This window comes from Dictyoglomus thermophilum H-6-12, from assembly GCF_000020965.1.
Classification (GTDB): Bacteria; Dictyoglomota; Dictyoglomia; order Dictyoglomales; family Dictyoglomaceae; genus Dictyoglomus; species Dictyoglomus thermophilum.
In genome coordinates, this window is the sequence record NC_011297.1 from 411,486 (window position 1) to 426,750 (window position 15,265).

The window sequence follows — 15,265 nt, forward strand, 5'->3', positions numbered from 1 at the left end:
AATTACTTTTGTTTATGGATAAGAGTAATATTATCCAAAGAGTAAAAAGAATATTTATAAGACAGAATGTTACTGAGGCAGCAATCTTAATTACCCTACTTGCTGCGATAAGTAGAGTTATAGGATTCTTCAGGGAGATGATGATTGCTGCCTTTTTTGGAGCTAAGAAGTTTACAGACAGTTTTGTGGTGGCTCAAGCTATTCCAGGAATTCTTGCAGGACTTGTAGCAGGGGCTTTGTCTTCGGTGTTTGTCCCTCTTTATGCAGAATGGAGAGAGAAGAAAGGGAAAGAAGAGGCAGAAAGATTTGCATCTATCCTTGTTTCGGACTTATTTATTCTGCTTTTAGGAGTAACTGTTTTTTCCTATGTTATTTCTCCTTTGATAATTGAAATTCTTGCCCCTGGATTTTCTGGAGAAACAAGAAAATTAGCCCTTGATTTTACCTATATTATGCTTCCTGGAATTATATTCTGGGGTACTTATGGTATTATTACAGGTTTATATAACTCTCATAAAAGTTTTGTCATTCCAAACTTAGCAGGGGTTCTTGGGAGTATTGTTTTTATACTTGCCATATTCTTCCTTCACAATACTTTTGGAGCATATATTCTTCCCTGGGGATATCTTGCTAATGTAGTTATACAATATCTTTTACTTCTTCCTGCTTTGAGAAGAATAGGAGTGAAAATAACTTGGGAGATAAACTTCAGATATGAAGGGCTCAAGAAGGCCTTAGTTCTTATAACTCCAATCTTTCTTGGACAAAGTATAGGACTTTTAAATATGGCTGTAGATAGAATATTTGGGTCTTTTCTTCCTGAAGGTAGTATTTCAGCTTTAAACTATGCAAGTAGAGTATATCAACTTCCTATAAATCTTTTTGTAAACGCTCTTGCTACAGCTATATACACGGATCTTGCCTTTCAGGCCCAAAGTGAAAACTTAGATCAGTTTAAATTATCTCTCAATAAGAGTTTAAGAGCAGCGCTTTTCTTTTTAATTCCAGCTTCTTTTGGCCTTATATTTCTTGCCAAACCTATCGTTCGGCTTGCCTTTGAAAGAGGAGCCTTTGATGCTCTTGCCACTAAGAGAACTTCCGAATCTCTTATATTTTATTCTTTAGGATTAGTTTTTATGAGTATTAATATGATTATCACAAGAGGGTTTTTTGCTCTTCATGATACAAAGACTCCTGTAAAGAATTCTATTATTGCTCTACTATTCAATATAGTATTAAATACCATATTTATAAAGCCTCTTGCTCATATGGGGCTTGCTCTTGCTACCTCACTTGCCTCTCTTATCTCAAGTGTTCTTCTCATAAGATCTTTAAGAAGTAAAATTTCAGGTGTGTTTTCAAAGGATTTATTAGTTAATGTTTTTAAATTTACTTTAGGTGGCTTGTTTATAGGTATTGTTGCTTTATTATCTTTTAACTTTCTTTATGGACATATCTTTTCTCATGGACAGTTAGGGCTTGCTATTTCACTGCTTGTCTCTGTAGGCATAGCTGTGGTAATCTATCTTCTCCTTGGACTTAGATGGGGCATAGAAGAGTCAAAAAGGATATTTAACATTATAAAGAAGAATTTAGAGTTAATCGTTCACTTAGTTAAGTAGAAGATTAGATAAAAGGGGCGGGAGGGTGTGAGTAAAAGATATATAGCTATCTTTATATCTTTTATTTTGTGTATTATATTTACTGTTGTTTCCAATGTGAGCTTCAAACTTTCTGTGCAGGAAAAAGGAGATCTCAAAAATTTTATCTTTTGGCAAATCGTGGGTAATTTAACGGGATTTTTATCGGTCATTGCTTATACTTATTTGCTCACCTTAGTGCCATTTTATATAGGATACGCTTTGACAACGGCTTTTGGGCAGATTTTTGTTCAGGTTTTTGGCTCAAAATGGTTTTTTAAAGAAGAGATATCTTTTTCTCAATGGATTGGAATAATACTCATAATTATTGGAACTCTTTTCTTAGTTAAGACTAAATAATGGGTAAACTATTAAGATTGATATTAATAAAATTTGATCATTTTCTCAGCAAGCTTCAAGGAGTAAAAACTTTTACAGATAATCCTGAATGTATTTTGAGATATAAAGTGATAAAAAAAGATGGTAAGATATTAATTGAGCTTCATCTTTGGAATGAACATATTCCTCAGGTTCCTCCCGATGGGACAGATCTTTTTTGGGGAAAAAGATTTCAAAAATTATTTTTCAATTCTTTGAAAGAATTGATGATTTTTATAGAAAATTCTTCCTTTAAAGATGCGGATTGGTTTATGGGAGAGATTGCCTTCTTTTTTAAAGATCAGTATAAAGTGGTAAGATTTTTGAAGAAAATAGGATTTGAGGTGTATCCTATAGAAGGAAGAAATATATTTCAAAAATTTTTTATATTTCTTCAAAATTGTTATAGTTTTTTACTAATATATGCCTATAATCCTAATAGTCTGAAAGGAAAAGACTTTTGGAAAGGAAAGAGATATAAATTATTTATAAGAAAGGATATAATAAGGAGTACTTATGAAGAGACTTAAAAAGTATATAAGACATAATTTACATTTTTTTATATCTGCCATATTTTGTGCCATTTTAGCCCTATCCTTAGACATGTTTAATCCTAAGATTGTAGAGCTGATTGTGGATAGGGTGATCATAAAGAATAATATGGAGCTTCTTCCACGTCTTCTTTTATTTATGACTCTTATAACCTTCTCTCGAGTCATTCTTGGGTACTTTAAGGAATATTTTATGGATCTTGGAGGATCAAGACTTGCCTATGAGTTGAGAGTGGATCTTTTTGAGCATCTTCAAAAGCTTCCCTTCTCCTTTTTTGATGGCATAAATACGGGAGAACTTATGTCAAGGATTAAGGAAGATATTGACAATGTATGGTTTACTTTTGGGTTTGGTTTGGTGTTTTTCATAGAACAGCTTTTTTACTTTTTAATTGCAAGTGTTATCCTGTTTTCCATAAATTGGAAGTTAACTCTCATAGTTCTTACTCTTATCCCCTTTATAGGATACATAGCTTATAAGCTTGAGAGGGAGAACGATGAGGTTTATGGAGAGATATCAGATCAGGGAGTAAGACTAAATACTACTGCTCAAGAAGATATAGCAGGAATAAGAGTAGTAAAATCCTTTGGCAGGGAAAAGTATGAGATAGAGAGGTTTTTTGAGGAAAACAAGAAGAATTTTGAGTTAAACGTAAAACAAGCAAAGATATTTGCTAAATATTTTCCATGGATGGATTTTCTTACCAATATCTCTATTGCTCTTGCCATAACTCTTGGAGGTTTATGGGTCATAGGGGATAAGATGTCGGTGGGTACTTTGGTGGCTTACTCTGGTTATGTCTCCATGATTGTATGGCCTGTGAGACTTGGAGGATGGATTGTCAATATGCTTGCCCAATGTGTGGCTTCTTTAAAGAAGATTGAGAGATTATTTAGGGAGAGACCAGAGAAAGATTTTATAGGGGAGAGAATAGAGGTAAAAGGGATAAGAGGAGAAGTGTTGTTTAAAAATGTCTCTTTCAAATACAAAGATGAATATGTACTGAAGAATATTACTTTTCATATAAAGCCCGGAAAAACTCTTGCCATAATGGGGCTTACAGGCTCTGGAAAGACTACTATAGTAAATCTTCTTGGGAGATTTTATGAGCCTTGGGAAGGAGAAATCTTAATTGATGGTATGGATATAAGGAAAATTGATCTTAAAACTTTAAGAGAGAATATAGCTTATGTTCCTCAAGATGTTTTTCTTTTCTCCGATACTGTAAGGGAAAATATTAAGCTTGGAAAAGAGTTAGATGAAAAGATTATAGAAAAGGCATTAAAAGATGCAAAAGCTCTACAGTTTGTGAGAAATCTTCCCGAGGGACTCGAAACTATAATTGGAGAAAGAGGATTAGGACTTTCGGGTGGACAAAAACAAAGGTTAACTATTGCAAGAGCACTTGCCAGAGTGCTTATTGGATCTGCAAAAATTCTTGTACTGGATGATGTAACATCTGCCCTTGATATGGAGACAGAACTTTATATTCAGAAAGCTCTGGAAGAGTATAATCTTACAAAGATTATCATAGCCCATAGAGTTTCTGCTGTTAAAAATGCCGATGAGATAATCGTCCTTGAAAAAGGCGAGATCGTAGAGAGAGGAACTCACGAGGAGCTTCTATCTCTTAAAGGAAGGTATTATGAGACATATCAAGAACAATATGGAAAATATGTATTTATGGAGGAGGAACCTGTTTAAATGCCTTATAGTTTAAGAGAAGATGAAAAGTTAGAGGAAAAAATAAGTATTGATATATTAAGAAGGCTTTTTAGATATCTCAAACCCTATAAAAAAGAGATATTAATTGTTCTCCTTCTTATCTTTGTGGTTATGATAGTAGATCTTGCAAATCCTTATCTTATGAAAATTGCTATTGATAGATTTATAAAAAATAAAGATCCAAGAGGACTTATCACTGTTGGATTTGTAGTTCTACTTCTGAATTTAATTTCAGCCTTTTGTGCTAAGAAAAGAACCGAGAGGATAGCAGGAATAACCCATAGAGTAATTTTAAATATAAGACAAGATCTTTTTAATCATATTCAAAAACTATCCTTTGCTTTCTTTGATGAGAGACCTGTAGGAAAGATACTTGCGAGGGTTATAGGTGATGTGAACTCTTTAACTAACCTTTTTAATATGAGTGTGACTAATCTTATTCCTGATACTTTTACCATAATTGCCACTGCAGGAATTATGTTTTATTTAAATGCAAGGCTTGCTACTTATGGTCTTTTGATGTTTCCATTTCTTTTAATTACTCTTTTTTCTATTCAGACCATAAGTAGAAAGAGGTGGCAGGTAGTAAGAAAAAAGAATTCTACTTTAAATGCCTTTACCCATGAGAACTATTCTGGCATTAGAGTGGTAAAGTATTTTAATGCAGAAAATTATAGGAAAAATATTTTTTCTGAGCTTGCTTGGGATGTAAGACAGGCCTTTGTAAGGGCTGTAAGAATTAATGATCTATTCTGGCCCATGGTGGAATTTTCTTGGGGTATAGGTTCTATAATAACCTTCTATTTCGGAATAAAAATGATTAAATCAGGAAGCATAACGGTAGGACTTCTTATAGCTTTTTCTAATTACATTGCCATGTTTTGGAGACCTATCATGAATCTTAGTAATTTTTACAACAACTTGGTAACTAGTATGGCGAGTGCAGAAAGAATATTTGAGATTATGGATATTAATCCTAACATTGTGGAAGACGAAGATGCCAGAGATTTAGAGATAAAGGGAGAAGTGGAATTTAGAAATGTGTCTTTCTCCTATGATGGAAAGAAAAAAGTTCTTAAGAATGTAAGTTTTAAGGTAAATCCGGGAGAGAGGGTTGCCCTTGTAGGTCATACAGGTGCGGGTAAAACCACCATAGTAAATCTTCTCTGCAGATTTTATGATCCTGACGAAGGAGAAATTTTGATTGATGGAGTAAATATTAAAAAGATAAAGCTTGAGAGTTTGCGAAGGCAGGTTGCAGTGATGTTTCAAGATACTTTTCTCTTCTCAGGGAGCATAAAGGAAAATATAAGATATGGAAGGCTTTCTGCCTCTGATGAGGAAGTGATAAGTACGGCAAAAGAGGTTTATGCACATGATTTTATAATGTCCTTGGAGAAAGGCTATGACACAAAAGTACAAGAAAGGGGATTAAGACTTTCTACAGGTCAAAGGCAACTTGTTTCTCTTGCAAGAACTCTTATTGCTGATCCAAAGATACTCATTCTTGATGAAGCTACGGCAAGTATCGATACTCATACGGAAAGACTTCTTCAAAAGGGAATTGAAAAACTACTTAAGGGAAGAACATCTTTTATTATTGCCCACAGGCTTTCTACCATTCAAAATGCAGATCGAATTTTGGTCATAGAGGATGGAAGAGTAGTAGAAGAAGGAAATCATGAAGAGCTTATGAGAAGAAAAGGCATTTACTACAATATGTTTATGTCTCAGTTTAAATTCTGGGAAGAAGAAAGAGAAGTTGTATCTTAAAAAAATAAACCCCCTGAGAGGGGGGACTCAGGGGGAGGGGGTGAGAGGGGGAGGTGTCTTTGCTTATTTATTTTCTTTTTTCAATTTTTTAGACTCACAAACTTTATTTTTTATTCCCAAAATTTTTTTATATTTCCGTCAACTTTCGTTAAGTAAGATATCAAATATTGAGGGGGGTGTCAATAAAATAGAGTTAAAGTTATATTAAATATTTTAAAAAATTGTTAACAACTATAAATTAATACCCATAAGCTGTAAGAGTAATACAATTTGACCAGCATGGTAACAATCATGGCTTATTATACCATAAAGATTGTCTTCTAAGGTTCCGTACTCGCCCAAATTTTTACCCAGATCTTCATCGGTTTTTGATTTTAAAATCTCTATGAGTTTGTTGTGAGTTTCTTCAAGTTTTTTAACGGTATTCTTCCATGCTTCTTCAGAAGTATCTGTAGGAGTTTTAAAATCATCCTCGGAAGGAAGTTCCTTTCCTTCAAGTATACTTATTAGGTATTCTTTTCCAAAGATAAGGTGATTGACAATTTCCCATATGCTATGAGTATTTTCTTTTTTAAACGTTGCTTCTTTTGAGGAGACGTTTTCTAAAACGTCCATAACTGAGTGAGACCAAAGACCTCTATCTTTTTTAAAGGCATCATCCATATATTTTAGGATTCTCTCAATCCTTGTAGTCATTTTTTTAAACCTCCTTTTAAAATTTAATTTACGGGTTTTGGAGAAGATTCTTTTAATAGTTTAACATAAATAAAAGAATAATTGTTTTAAAATCTTCTTTTTTGTAAAATAATACATCATGAAAAGAGAGATATTTTTATTAAAGATTTTCTTTTTTATATATTTCTCTGCATGGGTATTTATCTTCTCTTTTATTCCTGTTTATTTGAGAGAGGTAATAAATTTTTCCATAGGTATGATTGGATTATTGTCTGCCATATCTTCTCTTGCGGGTGCTATTTTTCAGGTTTATGTGGGATATCTTTCAGATAAATTAGGTAAAAGAAAACCCTTTATTCTTATAAGTTTTGTTGTTCTTATATTTATATACACTTTTGTTTTTCCTTACTTAAAAACTTTTTGGTCTTTCTTAATTATTTACTTTGTTGCTGGCATGGCTACAAGTATTATTACTACTCTGGCAAATGTCCTTGTTATGGATTATGCGGTATCAAATAATACAGGGAGTCATTATGCCTCTGTAAGGATATGGGGAAGCATAGGATTTTTACTTGTTATGCTTGCAACTGGATTTTTCCCAAAATTAGTAGAGCCCAAAGTTATGTTTCCTATGATTGGTTTAATTTATTTGTTAGGCTTTATTGTAAGTGTAATGATAAAAGAGCCACCCATAAAAAGTGGTATCTCAAGAGTAGATTTTAGGAGTGTAAAAAAGCTTACATTTAGGCCTGAAATAAGAAACTTCTTAATTTTTTACATAATCTATTACATTGCTCTTCTTGGAGCATCTTCTAATGTTAACCTTTTAATTAGATCTTTAGGAGGAGAGAATAGACATATAAGTTTTGCCTATTCTGCCAGCTCTTTTTCAGAGATTCCTTTTATGCTTATATGGGGATATCTTTCAGATAAATTAGGAAGAAAACCCATACTTGTATTTACCTCTATAATACTTCCTATCAGAATCTTTCTTTATACCCTAACTAATAATCCTTGGCATATTATACTTATTCAACTGATGCATTCTCTAACCTTTGCAGTGATAGGAACTATTCCTGTAGTCTATATGAATGATCTTGTACCTCCTGAAGAGAGGGCAACAGCTCAAGGTTTGTTGGGAATGTCTATGGCTCTTTCATCTACTTTGGGGCCACTAATTTCAGGAGTTGTAGCAGATCTTACAGGTCTTGTAGGAATGTATCGCTTTTTAACCTTTGTAGCCTTAGTGTCTACAATACTTGCAATAACTTCTTTAAAAGAGTCAAAAAACAAAGGCGTCCCCACAAATTGAGGACGCCTTAAAGAATTGGGAAGAGAGGGTTTACCTTTCTAACTTTTTATGACAGAGCCACCAGTCAAAGCACTCAATTTCGCCTTTTTTAGCCGATTCTAATCTTTGTTTAGCTGTTTCTACATCTTTAGCTGGAGGAATAATTACATGATCCTTACCAACTACCTCACTATCTGGCCATTGAGCAGGAGTTGCTACTCCATATTTATCGGTAACTTGTAATGCCTCTACTGCTCTTAAAATCTCATCAATATTTCTTCCAACCTCTTGTGGATAGTAAAGGATAAGTCTTATTATACCTTTGTCATCTACCACAAATACTGCTCTTACTGTGTTTGTACCTTTTCCAGGATGAATTAATCCAAGTTTTTCTGCAACCTTTCCTGTATCATCTGCAATAATTGGGAATTCAATCTCTACTCCTAATTTTTCTTTAATCCACTCTACCCATTTAATGTGGCTGAATACTTGGTCAATACTAAGTCCAATAAGCTCTGTATTAAGAGCTCTAAACTTATCGTATCTTTTTTGAAAAGCTACAAACTCAGTGGTACATACGGGTGTGAAATCGGCAGGATGGCTAAAAAGTACAAACCATTTTCCTTTATAGTCATCGGGAAGATTTTTTACTCCATGAGTTGTTTGTACTTCTATTTTGGGAAATGGCTCACCTAAAAGTGGAATTCCTTTTCTTTCTAAATTCTCCATTATGAACACCTCCTCTTAAAAGTTATTCTTATTTATAATTATTTTCATTTTCGATTTTATATTACTATAAATGAAAAATTTTTGCAAGAGGGGTTTTTTATTTTTATTTTTAGAGGTTTAATATGGAGTGCTTTTATGATATAAATATATGTATAGGAAGAACATTTATAAAATAAGACTATGAGGGATGAAATTGAATGTAGATAAGTCTTCAAGAGTACCATTTTCAACTTTGATAAGAGTGATAATAGATTATAGTTTGTTTATATTTGCCATATTTTTTTCTTTTTTAATAAGATTTGAGTTTGCCTTACCGCCCAATTATTGGAATATCCTTCTTCAGGCTATTTTTAGAGAGCTGGCTATTTTTTTCTTTCTTTATACTTTTCTATTTAAACTTCATCGTACTTTGTGGGAATATTTTAGCTTAGAGGCTTTAAAAGAATTAACTCTTGCCGTTACTTTAGAAAAAGTTATATTCTTCTTATCTCATTTACTTCTCCCAATTTCAGGTCTTCCAAGGTCAATTGTAGTTATTTCCTATTTTACCTCTCTTTTGTTTTTATTCTCGGTGAGGGCTTTTTCTCGTTGGTATCATGAAAGTAGTAAAATAAAAAGCAAAAATATATATGCTTCACCTAAAAGGGTAGTAATTGTGGGGGCAGGAGATGCAGGAGAGAAGATATTAAGGGAAATAAAAACTAATAGAGAGATAAATTATGAGGTAGCAGGGTTCTTGGATGATGATCCAAAGAAGATTGGAAAGACTATTCATGGTGTGAAGATATTAGGTCCTATATCTTCCTTACCTAAGGTTGTAGTGGAGAAAAGAGTTCAAGAAATTCTTGTTGCAATTCCATCTGCTCCCCCTTCTCTTTTAAGAAATATTGTAAGTATGACTTCTAAATTAAGAATTCCTGTAAAGACTTTACCAGGTATATGGGAACTTATAGATGGAAAAGTAACCATAAGCAAAATTAGAAATGTAAAAATAGAAGATCTTCTTGAAAGAGATGTTATAAATTTGGATTCTGAGAGAATAGGAGAATATTTAAGGGGTAAGAAAGTACTTGTTACTGGAGCTGGAGGGTCTATAGGATCAGAAATTTGTAGACAAGTTGCAAGTTATAAGCCGAGAAAATTAATTCTTCTTGGAAGAGGTGAAAATAGTATATTTAATATTGAATTAGAGCTTAAGAGTATCTATCCAAAGTTGGACATTAAGTCTTATATCGCAGATATTAGAGATAGAGATAGAATTTTTTATATATTTTCTGTAGAAAAGCCTGATATTGTATTTCATACTGCTGCCCACAAGCATGTGCCCTTGATGGAGGAAAATCCTGATGAGGCTGTATTTAATAATGTTTTTGGCACAATTAATTTAATGGATGCCTCTAAAGAGTATGGAGTAAGTAAATTTATATTTATCTCTACTGATAAGGCAGTGTATCCTTCAAACATAATGGGAGCAACCAAAAGGGTAGGTGAGATTCTAATTAAATATTACAATTCTCATTCCAAAACAGAGTATATTGCAGTAAGGTTTGGAAACGTCTTAGGAAGTAGAGGAAGTGTACTGGAGGTATTTAGAAAACAACTTGAAAAAGGTGGTCCCATTACGGTTACTCACGAGGATATGGAAAGATACTTCATGACAATTCCCGAGGCTGTAGGCCTTGTACTTCAAGCAGGAGCTATAGGAAGGTCAGGAGATCTTTTTGTTCTTGATATGGGAAAACCTATAAAAATCATTGATCTTGCCAGAAATTTCATAGAGCTTTCTGGTTATTCTCTTGATGATATAGAAATAAAAATTACAGGCCTTCGTCCTGGAGAGAAGTTAAAGGAGGATCTTTGGGAAAAGGAAGAAGTTGTGGAAAGAACAGAGCATCCTAAGATTTTGAGAATTTTAGCTGATAACAATATAGACTATTACTCTATAGGAGAAAAAATTAAAGAGTTAGAATTAATAGCAGGAACAAGAGATAAAGAAAAAATATGGAAGGCTTTAAAAGAGATTGTGGAATTAAGTAGAAAAAATTATAAGAGCAAAGAAGAGGTTGTATAAGGAAGATGAAAGTAGTTTCTATTGTAGGTGCTCGTCCTCAGTTTATAAAGCTTGCTCCCTTTTCGGCTGAACTTAGGAAGAATGGGATAAAAGAAGTCATTCTTCATACAGGTCAGCATTATGATGAAAATATGAGTGAACTTTTTTTCAAAGAACTTGAAATTCCAGAGCCGGATTATAATCTTGGAATAGGTTCAGGCTCTCATGGTGAGCAAACGGGAAGGATGCTTATAGGAATAGAAGAGGTTTTAGTAAAAGAAAAACCTGATGTAGTAATAGTATATGGAGATACTAACTCAACATTAGCAGGTGCTTTAGCAAGTGCTAAGATTCACATTCCTTTAGCTCATGTAGAGGCAGGACTTAGGAGTTTTAATAAAAAGATGCCAGAAGAGATAAATAGAATTGTGGCTGATCATTTATCAGACATCTTATTCTGTCCTACAGAGACTGCTGTAGAGAATCTTAAAAGGGAAGGTATAGAGAAAGGTGTATATTTAGTAGGAGATGTAATGTTCGATGCTCTTATGCATTTTTCTAAATTGGCAAAAGAAAAAAGTAAAATTTTAGAGAAGCTTTCTCTTAATCCTAAGGATTATTATTTGATTACTGTTCACAGAGCAGAGAATACTGATAATCCTGAAAGGTTGAAGAATATTTTTTCTGCTATTTCAGAATTAGATAAGGAAGTAATTTTCCCGATACATCCTAGAACTAAAAATAGATTAAAAGAGCTTGGTTTGGAAGGTTATTTAAGGGGAAGGGTAAGAATAATAGATCCAGTTGGGTACTTAGATATGATAGAGCTTGAGAAAAATGCTTTGGCAATTTTAACAGACTCTGGAGGAGTACAAAAGGAGGCTTTTTGGCTTAGAGTACCTTGTATTACTTTGAGAGAAGAAACTGAATGGGTAGAAACTTTAAAATACGGGTGGAATATATTAGTAGGTTCAAATAAAGAAAGAATATTAGAGGCTATAAAGAATATAAAAAATGGAAAAGAAATAAGCTTTGAGAATGACTACGCATCACCTAAGATGAGAGAAGTTTTAATAAAGGAATTAGAGAGGAGAAGGGAGGATGATAGATGAGTTTTGAAAAAATTTCCGTTGTAGGACTCGGATATGTAGGACTTCCTTTAGCTTTGGAATTTGCAAAAGCTGGACTTATAGTTTATGGAATTGAGCAGAATCCTAAAAAGGTTGAAATGGTTAATAAAGGAATTTCATATATCGATGATGTAAAAAGTGAGGAACTTTCAGAAGTAGTAAATAAGGGTGTTCTCAAAGCTTTTGTAGATTTTGGGTCGGTAAAAGATTCTGATGCAGTAATAATTTGTGTTCCTACTCCTTTGGGGGCTCACAAGGAGCCTGATATATCATACATTGTAAATGTTACTAATGAGATTTCTAAGTTTTTAAAGAAAGGACAATTGATAGTATTAGAAAGTACCACTTATCCTGGAACTACCGAAGAGGTAGTTCTTCCAATTTTGGAGAAAAGTGGACTTAAAGGAGGAGAAGACTTTTATCTTGCCTTCTCTCCCGAGAGGGTAGATCCTGGAAATAAAAAGTTTACTACAAAAGATATTCCAAAGGTTGTAGGAGGAATAAATGAAGTTTCTACAGAAAAGGCAGCAGAGCTTTATTCTCTTATTGTTCCGCAAGTTCATAAAGTTTCTTCTCCAAAGGTTGCCGAAATGGAAAAACTTTTGGAAAATATCTTTCGTCTTGTAAATATCTCCTTTATAAATGAACTTGCTATTTTATGTGGAAAAATGGGTATAGATGTATGGGAAGTAATTGAAGCTGCATCTACAAAGCCATATGGATTTATGCCTTTTTATCCTGGGCCAGGCTTGGGAGGACACTGTTTATTAGGAAAAGAAAAAATCTTGGTTAAAAATTCTAAGATATCGAATGTTTATTCGTTGGAAGAGCTTTTTAAGTTAGAGAGCAAAGAAAATAAAGTATATAAGATAGGTGATTTAGAAGTTTTAAAAACCAATGATCTTTTTGTTAATAGTTTAAATGATAGTAATCTAAGTTCTTCTTGGATGCCTGTTTCTTATCTTTTTAAAAGGAAATATAAGGGTGATCTTGTAAAGATAATTACCGAAGATAATAGGAAACTCATTGTAACTGAGAAGCATCCCATGCTACGTCTTGATAATGGAAGCGTTGAAGTAGTAGAGGCAAGAGATTTAAAAGTAGGAGATTTATTACCTCTGTTTAAAGAGAATTTTGAGGAAAAGATAGAAATTAGAGAAGTTGTTGTTGATCTTATTAAGGAACTAAGTGAAGAGTGGGAGAATAGGGTTAGGGTGAAGATAATAAATGGCTCGTGGGTAAACTATAAGGCAGAGATATATTCTATATGCAAAACCGATAGAAAATATGATTATATAAAAGGTGATTATCTCCCTCTTGGTATTTTCAGAAGACTTGAGAGAGAGAAGAAGATAAATATAGAGCATGATTCTTTGATATTACTTACAGGAAGAGGACCGTCTACCGCAAAATTTCCTGCAGTAGTTAAAATAGATAAAGATTTAGCAAGGTTTATTGGATATTATCTATCTGAAGGTTGTGCTACTAAAGAAAGAGGATATTATAGGATTAGATTAACTATAAATAAAGATGAGAAAGAATTATTTAGTGATATAGAATCTATACTTAACAAATTAGGTCTGACTCATTCTATATATTTATCTCCTAAATTTAAAGCCAAAACTATTCGTATTAACTCACCACTTCTGGGATGGTTATTAATTGATAGATTAAGATGTGGTAAAGATTCATATTCTATGAGAATACCTGATGAGTTAATGTCTGCATCTTTGGATTTAAAGGAAGAATTACTTAAAGGTCTATTTAGAGGAGATGGCGATATCCATTATAGGAATGAGAGGAGAAATTACATTAAAAACGGTAAAAAGTATAATCACCGCAACAATTCTTTAGTAATTGGATATTTCTCCATTAGTGATGTTCTTTTCTATCAGATTATATACCTACTCCAAGAGATGGGTATATATCCCTCTATTTCTAAAAATAAAAACCATCTCAAAATTAGTGGCTATGATAATTTAAAGAAACTTACAGATTGGTTTTTGGATGAAAAAGGAAGAAAATATAGTAATTACTTTAGATTTAGCTTAAAGAAGATAAATAATAAAAGAAATAACTTCCCAATTCCTCTGGTTAGTGTTAAAAAGATTGAATTTGAAAGCGTTGATAACATAGATGTATATTCGTTAGAGGTTGAAAATACGCATACTTTTGCTGTTGGAAGTGGAATATATGTACACAATTGTATTCCCATTGACCCCTTTTATCTTTCTTGGAAGGCAAAGGAATATGATTTAGGAGTTAGATTTATAGAGCTTGCAGGAGAGATAAATGATAATATGCCTAGGTATATAGTTCAACTAGTAATGGAAGCTCTCAATAAGCATAAGAAAGCTGTAAATGGATCTAAGATACTTATTATTGGTGTTGCTTATAAACCTAATGTGGGAGATCCAAGAGAATCGCCTGCATTGAAAATTATTCCTTTACTTGAGGAACTTAATGGAGAAGTAGAATTTTATGATCCATATATCTCAGAGATTAAGATTGAGAATAACAAAACAAAAGAAGTTAAATATATGAAGTCTTGCGTGTTGGATGAGGAAAAAGTGAGAAATGCTGATTGTGTTCTTATTATAACTGATCATGATAACATTGATTATGAGATGATATTCAAAAACTCAAAATTGATTGTAGACACACGTAATGCTCTGAGAAAAAGGGGAATTAAAGTAGATGATAGAGTAACTATTTTGGGGGTGTCAAAATAACGAGTGATAAGTAATAATTCATTATTTATGGTTGATAAAAGAAAACTGAACGAAAAGAAATTTAAAAACTGGGAAGAATTTGAATGGGGGAGAAGATATTGGTATGAAGTAGAGGGTAAGTTAGGTTGGAAAGCAAGATATGTCAAAGAAGTAGATATTAATGAAAACACATTAAGATTTTACCAGGAAATTTATGATAATGACGGTAGGCAAATAGAGGTTCATCATAAGTATCCTATAGATGAGGGACACATTAGGCTCAAAGATAAAACTTGATGAGAAAAAAGGAGTGTGATTTAACATGATCACAACGAGAGACTTGGCAAATAAACTGATAGACTATATTTACAATAAGATCTCTTTAAGGGAACTAGTAGATTGGGCAGAAAGAGCTTTTATGGAAGAAGAATTTGAGGAAGAACATTTTGATACGATAAGAGAAATATTAGCCTATATTGGCCTTTCAGATGTTGCTGCTTTTGGCCTTACATGGGAAGATTGTAAAAGATTCCTGGAAAGACTTGGATATGGTGTAAATATAGAGGTATATGAGAAGTCAAGTAACAAGTAACTAATAGTGGGTGATTAGT

General features: G+C 33.0%; 13 protein-coding genes and 1 pseudogene. 12 read left to right on the forward strand and 2 right to left on the reverse strand.

Features of this window, described 5'->3' with window-relative positions; translation table 11 throughout:
- Nucleotides 1-14: 14 nt before the first annotated feature.
- From murJ to DICTH_RS01965, 5 genes are read left to right on the forward strand one after another with little or no spacing between them, the layout of a single operon-like run.
- A complete protein-coding gene (gene murJ / locus DICTH_RS01945) occupies nt 15-1,622 on the forward strand; it encodes a murein biosynthesis integral membrane protein MurJ (RefSeq protein ID WP_012547955.1) in 1,608 nt (535 codons plus the stop codon).
- A gap of 27 nt (nt 1,623-1,649) precedes the next feature.
- Entirely contained in the window at nt 1,650-2,000 is a 351-nt protein-coding gene (locus DICTH_RS01950; RefSeq protein ID WP_012548475.1) for an SMR family transporter, read from the forward strand.
- Entirely contained in the window at nt 2,000-2,548 is a 549-nt protein-coding gene (locus DICTH_RS01955; RefSeq protein WP_012547403.1) for a hypothetical protein, read from the forward strand. Before DICTH_RS01950 ends, DICTH_RS01955 begins: the two co-directional genes overlap by 1 nt.
- Complete coding sequence (locus DICTH_RS01960; protein WP_012548649.1) at nt 2,535-4,274, forward strand: ABC transporter ATP-binding protein; 1,740 nt, start codon at nt 2,535-2,537, stop codon at nt 4,272-4,274. Before DICTH_RS01955 ends, DICTH_RS01960 begins: the two co-directional genes overlap by 14 nt.
- Nucleotides 4,275-6,068 (forward strand): ABC transporter ATP-binding protein, encoded by a 1,794-nt coding sequence (locus DICTH_RS01965; RefSeq protein ID WP_012547657.1) that lies wholly within the window; start codon nt 4,275-4,277, stop codon nt 6,066-6,068. It begins immediately after the preceding gene.
- Nucleotides 6,069-6,299: 231 nt separating this feature from the next.
- On the opposite strand, the gene DICTH_RS01975 is transcribed toward DICTH_RS01965, so the two are convergent.
- Nucleotides 6,300-6,764, reverse strand: a complete 465-nt coding sequence (locus tag DICTH_RS01975) for a DinB family protein (protein WP_012547943.1) — start codon at nt 6,762-6,764, stop codon at nt 6,300-6,302.
- A 118-nt stretch (nt 6,765-6,882) separates the two neighbouring features.
- Here DICTH_RS01975 and DICTH_RS01980 point away from each other — a divergent pair, with 118 nt between their 5' ends.
- Nucleotides 6,883-8,055: an MFS transporter gene (locus tag DICTH_RS01980; protein ID WP_012547822.1), complete on the forward strand. Its 1,173-nt coding sequence runs from the start codon at nt 6,883-6,885 to the stop codon at nt 8,053-8,055.
- A 30-nt stretch (nt 8,056-8,085) separates the two neighbouring features.
- Here the strand turns inward: DICTH_RS01980 and DICTH_RS01985 are convergent, their stop codons facing one another.
- Complete coding sequence (locus DICTH_RS01985) at nt 8,086-8,763, reverse strand: peroxiredoxin (protein WP_012548678.1); 678 nt, start codon at nt 8,761-8,763, stop codon at nt 8,086-8,088.
- Nucleotides 8,764-8,950: 187 nt separating this feature from the next.
- On the opposite strand from DICTH_RS01985, the gene DICTH_RS01990 reads away from it, so the two are divergent.
- The 6 genes and pseudogenes from DICTH_RS01990 (at nt 8,951) to DICTH_RS02015 (ending at nt 15,246) form a co-directional block, all read left to right on the forward strand.
- The gene (locus DICTH_RS01990; protein ID WP_143707857.1) at nt 8,951-10,834 is read left to right on the forward strand and encodes a polysaccharide biosynthesis protein; all 1,884 of its coding nucleotides are present in this window, start codon (nt 8,951-8,953) and stop codon (nt 10,832-10,834) included.
- Between the two features lie 5 nt (nt 10,835-10,839).
- Nucleotides 10,840-11,925, forward strand: a complete 1,086-nt coding sequence (wecB, locus tag DICTH_RS01995) for a non-hydrolyzing UDP-N-acetylglucosamine 2-epimerase (RefSeq protein ID WP_012548010.1) — start codon at nt 10,840-10,842, stop codon at nt 11,923-11,925.
- Nucleotides 11,922-14,141 (forward strand): annotated as a pseudogene (locus DICTH_RS09820) (nucleotide sugar dehydrogenase); the annotation flags it as partial. The gene wecB and the pseudogene DICTH_RS09820, both read left to right, overlap by 4 nt.
- Before the next feature lie 129 nt (nt 14,142-14,270).
- The gene (locus DICTH_RS10400) at nt 14,271-14,675 is read left to right on the forward strand and encodes a UDP binding domain-containing protein (protein ID WP_407919140.1); all 405 of its coding nucleotides are present in this window, start codon (nt 14,271-14,273) and stop codon (nt 14,673-14,675) included.
- 3 nt (nt 14,676-14,678) lie between these two features.
- Nucleotides 14,679-14,951 carry a hypothetical protein gene (locus DICTH_RS02010; RefSeq protein ID WP_201763766.1) on the forward strand — a complete coding sequence of 91 codons (273 nt, stop codon included), beginning with the start codon at nt 14,679-14,681 and terminating at the stop codon, nt 14,949-14,951.
- A gap of 25 nt (nt 14,952-14,976) precedes the next feature.
- Nucleotides 14,977-15,246, forward strand: a complete 270-nt coding sequence (locus DICTH_RS02015; RefSeq protein ID WP_012548307.1) for a hypothetical protein — start codon at nt 14,977-14,979, stop codon at nt 15,244-15,246.
- The last annotated feature ends 19 nt before the right edge of the window (nt 15,247-15,265 follow it).

Excerpts from the sequence above, each read along its gene's own strand:
- DICTH_RS01960 (WP_012548649.1), top strand. The coding sequence starts at position 2,535 with ATGAAGAGACTTAAAAAGTATATAAGACATAATTTACATTTTTTTATA.
- DICTH_RS02015 (WP_012548307.1), top strand. The coding sequence starts at position 14,977 with ATGATCACAACGAGAGACTTGGCAAATAAACTGATAGACTATATTTAC.
- DICTH_RS01990 (WP_143707857.1), top strand. The coding sequence starts at position 8,951 with ATGAAATTGAATGTAGATAAGTCTTCAAGAGTACCATTTTCAACTTTG.
- murJ (WP_012547955.1), top strand. The coding sequence starts at position 15 with ATGGATAAGAGTAATATTATCCAAAGAGTAAAAAGAATATTTATAAGA.
- DICTH_RS01975 (WP_012547943.1), bottom strand. The coding sequence starts at position 6,764 with ATGACTACAAGGATTGAGAGAATCCTAAAATATATGGATGATGCCTTT.
- DICTH_RS01980 (WP_012547822.1), top strand. The coding sequence starts at position 6,883 with ATGAAAAGAGAGATATTTTTATTAAAGATTTTCTTTTTTATATATTTC.
- DICTH_RS01965 (WP_012547657.1), top strand. The coding sequence starts at position 4,275 with ATGCCTTATAGTTTAAGAGAAGATGAAAAGTTAGAGGAAAAAATAAGT.
- DICTH_RS01985 (WP_012548678.1), bottom strand. The coding sequence starts at position 8,763 with ATGGAGAATTTAGAAAGAAAAGGAATTCCACTTTTAGGTGAGCCATTT.
- DICTH_RS01955 (WP_012547403.1), top strand. The coding sequence starts at position 2,000 with ATGGGTAAACTATTAAGATTGATATTAATAAAATTTGATCATTTTCTC.
- DICTH_RS10400 (WP_407919140.1), top strand. The coding sequence starts at position 14,271 with ATGGAAGCTCTCAATAAGCATAAGAAAGCTGTAAATGGATCTAAGATA.
- wecB (WP_012548010.1), top strand. The coding sequence starts at position 10,840 with ATGAAAGTAGTTTCTATTGTAGGTGCTCGTCCTCAGTTTATAAAGCTT.